Source organism: Protofrankia sp. Cr1, from assembly GCF_963555865.1.
GTDB lineage: Bacteria > Actinomycetota > Actinomycetes > Frankiales > Frankiaceae > Protofrankia.
The window spans coordinates 1-3471 of record NZ_CAUVXO010000536.1; the positions used below are offsets into that span (position 1 = coordinate 1).

At 65.2% G+C, this 3471-nt stretch carries 4 protein-coding genes; all 4 read right to left on the reverse strand.

Translation table 11 applies throughout. The features are described from left to right. Positions 1-4: 4 nt before the first annotated feature. The gene (cas5e, locus tag U9980_RS25350; protein WP_322770230.1) at positions 5-871 is read right to left on the reverse strand and encodes a type I-E CRISPR-associated protein Cas5/CasD; all 867 of its coding nucleotides are present in this window, start codon (positions 869-871) and stop codon (positions 5-7) included. Further along, positions 871-2022: a type I-E CRISPR-associated protein Cas7/Cse4/CasC gene (gene cas7e, locus U9980_RS25355; RefSeq protein WP_322770231.1), complete on the reverse strand. Its 1152-nt coding sequence runs from the start codon at positions 2020-2022 to the stop codon at positions 871-873. Before cas7e ends, cas5e begins: the two co-directional genes overlap by 1 nt. A 169-nt stretch (positions 2023-2191) precedes the next feature. After that, positions 2192-2812 carry a type I-E CRISPR-associated protein Cse2/CasB gene (gene casB, locus U9980_RS25360; RefSeq protein ID WP_322770232.1) on the reverse strand — a complete coding sequence of 207 codons (621 nt, stop codon included), beginning with the start codon at positions 2810-2812 and terminating at the stop codon, positions 2192-2194. A 7-nt stretch (positions 2813-2819) separates the two neighbouring features. Continuing rightward, the coding region (locus U9980_RS25365) for a type I-E CRISPR-associated protein Cse1/CasA (RefSeq protein ID WP_322770233.1) at positions 2820-3471 on the reverse strand (652 nt) is incomplete at its 5' end.

A 3471-nucleotide genomic window follows, 5' to 3' on the forward strand; every position in this document is an offset into this window, starting at 1 on the left:
GGAGTCACCAACCCAGCAGGGCGAAGGGGTCGTGCGCGCTGGTCCCAGTCCCGGTGCCGGTGCCGGTGGCTTCGGGGGTCTCCGGGCCGTCCGCAGGGGGAAATCCGGTAGGCACGGACAGCCAGGTGTGGCGGACACGTCGGCTGGTGAAACGCCGGTTGCGTGGGTCGAAGGAGACGGGGACGTCGTGCAGGACGTCGTCGCCTTCGCTGTCGTCGAGAGTCGCCGACAGGTCGATCCGATCCGGGCGTTTCTTGTTACGGCGGGTGAACGCCTGACGGACGTGTTGCGATGCCTGCCAGGGCTCATCGCGGAGCACGTCCTGGAGTGCACCGCTGCGCAGCCCCAGCCAGACTGGCTGGGTAGGCACGCAGGAGCGTCGTCCCAGGGCAAGGGGAAAGGCGGGTCTGCGGACGGCCACTTCGAGGGATTCCAGCAGCGGCTGCGGTCCGGCGACGGCGGCGACGAACACAGCGTCCTGAAGATAGAAGCGTTGGGTGATGTGCGTGGGCTTGGGCGGTGAGGTGGGCCTCTGCACCCCTTTGGCTGACACGCCAGCCTGAAGCAAGGGACGACCCCGATAGTCACTGACGGTGTGATAATCGCGGAGCAGCGTGCCGGGTTGGTCGACCCGGATGCCCAGCCGTAGGTCCATCAGGTCGGCGAGCGAGGCTTCGCGATGCCGGCCCGCGGCGGCTGCGAGGAGCCCGAGGACACCGGACTTGGTCGGTTCAGGCCGTGTCTCTCGGCGGTTGAAGGCGCTGCGGTCACCCCACGACTGCAGTGCCCCCGCGAGACGCAGGAGCAAGACGAGCTGATGGTCAGGATCGGTGGGGTTGCTGCCGTTCTCGGTCGTGTCAGCGGTGATCATCAGCCCTGCTTCACCGTCTCGATAAGGCTGGCACGCAGCTTGGCGAGCACCGTGGGGAAGGTCTGGGCCGGACGGAACGCTGTGCTGAGAGCGGCGGCCGTGGCGGCGGTCTCCTCGTCGTCGGGGTCGAACGTGTGGCACAGGCCAGTGTGCAGGGGGGTGTCGCCCCACTGGCTGGTGGCCAGGCTGTGTTCGCGGGCCAGTCGCCGAGCCGATGCCGCCACAATGCCATTCCGCGCACGGACAGGGTTTTCAAAGGCGGAGACGAGGTTGACCGGCTGATCCTGACGGACGACCACGGCGACGAGGCTGGGCAGTGTCCGGTGAGCGAAGGAGTTGCCGTAACCGGAAGGGGTGGAACGGACGAATGAATGCAGGAACAGCTCGACGGCGTCGAGTGCGGCGGCCGTGTCGTCGCCGAGGTTGGCCGTGAGCTGATGCAGACTCACCGTCGCGTAACGGTAGAGAGTCGCTGAGTTGAAGCCGATCGTGCCGATCATGCCGGCACCGGTCTCCTCCTTCTCGTTCTCATCGTCGACAGCTGTGTAGTAATCGAACTCCAGTTCGGTTGCATGAGTAGACAGTGCGTGAGCGACCTGGGTTGCCGCGTCGACGTTGAGGGACGGGATGTCGGCGACCATCCGGCCGAACAACGCGACGTCCATGGGATGGCCGGTGCCGAGTTTCTCCCGTACCGGGAGCTCCTTGACCGCCGCAGCCAGGTCGGCGTCGTCCAGAACGGCAAGATCGTCCAGTTGATCAGCGACGAGGTTAACAACCTCCTCAAGTTGCTGTCGGCCGTAGAAGAGCAGGTAGGCGGTGTCTCCTGCCTTCTTACCTGCCTTGATTTCCAGCGTGGCCAGCAACGCTCCGGCGATCCGGATTGCGGCGTCGGTGTCCAGGTCGGCCCGGGCCTCCAAGCGCTCGGTGAGTTGACTGGCGATTTTTTTAGTGCGGGTGGCCAGTTTCTCCTCAGGCACGCGCTCGGCGAAGGCCATACGGGTCGCCCGCTTCCATGCCTGTGAGGAGACCCGAGAGCGACGCACACCGCCGAAGGACGCCTCCTTGGGATTTCCTTGATCATCACGGTTGAGGTTCGCAGGCGGGACGGTCTGCAAAATGTGGACGTCTATATAGAGACGCGGGTTCATCACTGTCTCCTGGCTGGATGGGAGGCGCTCCTGAGCGGTTCGTCAGTGGCGCGGCTGGACGGCTGGACGGCTGGAGCGGAAACGGGATCAGCGGCAGGCGGTGATAGATGTCGTCAGACAGGGAGCCCTCGCCGGATCCGATATCTCATCGGATCCGATATGAGGAAGATCAAAAAGTAGCAGGGGTCGTGTCTTTGCCCTCGGATCCGTCCGAAGCCGCCTGGCCCCAGACGTAGTACCTCAGGCCCCAGGCGCGTCGGACACGCTGACGGGACTCAACGTAGTGCCAGTACTTGATGTCCTCCATGAGGAGGTCGTAGTCCAAGGGCTGGTGGATGGTCCGCAGCTGGGTGATCAGACCCCGGAGACGGTACAGCAGGGCAGGGACGCTGGTGGCTGTGGCAGCGGCCTGCACGCGGGCGTCGACGGCGTTCTCGCTGAACCTGTCACTGAGCCGAAGAGCGCGCAGGGCCTGCCCGAAACCGACCTTCGGGCGGTGCATCGGCTCCTGCTGGCTCTGCTGGTGCAGACCAAACAGGGCCAGGGCAGCGTGCTCGGCGGTCTCCTCATCCGAGCCCTCGTCTCGCTGTGCGGCCTTCTCGTCGACGACACATGTGTAGAAAGGCCACATCGCCGGAACGGAACCGGCCGGCTGACCCAGGCCGGATCGCAAGGCGGCCAGGTCCTCACCCGGTGGGCGCTGTTCCACGGCTGTGCGGGGGTCACGTTTCCACGCGCCGTCCGCGTCGACAAACCGGTTCCAGTATCGAGCATGTGGGTTTGTGAACATGGATACCTCACACTGCGTTTGTCGGGACGGCTTCGGCTTTTGTCGCGGGGCGCTTCGGTGTTCTGCGGGCTTCGGCCGCGCGGGTGAGGATCTGGTTGAGTCGACGATGGAAGCTGGCCTCGGCCGTACTCATCCGATAGATTGTCTTCTTCCCTTCCTGGTTACCCTCCTTGTTCTTCTTCTGGTCGATCCGCCCGGCGAAGGTGGTCGGCGCGGCGGTGGAGAAGACCTGCTCGGCGATCTCCCAGGTGCGCTGCCAGGCCACCTGCTCCCATGCGAGCTGTCCGCGTTCGATCTGGTCGACGTCCTCGCCTATGGCACGGAGCCCGACCAACAAACGGCGCACCAACGGGTCGAGGGCATGTAGGACCATGTCGCCGGGCCGCTGTCCGCGATCCCACGGGATGGGGTCGGCCCCGGCGGCCCGGCGCAGGTCGGCGGAGAGATAATTCACGGCCTGCGCGAGCTCCTCTGCCTGTGAGGTGATTTCCAGCAGGACTGCGTGGACGAGGGAATCCGCGGCCAGGGAGGTCAATGGCAAAGGAATGGCATCGAACAGGATGTCCTCGACGACCGCGGACTGTGTCCCGTACACAATGCCACTCAGCTCGATCTGCAGGGGAAAGTCGCTGGGCATCGCCTCGCGGCGTACGCGCAGC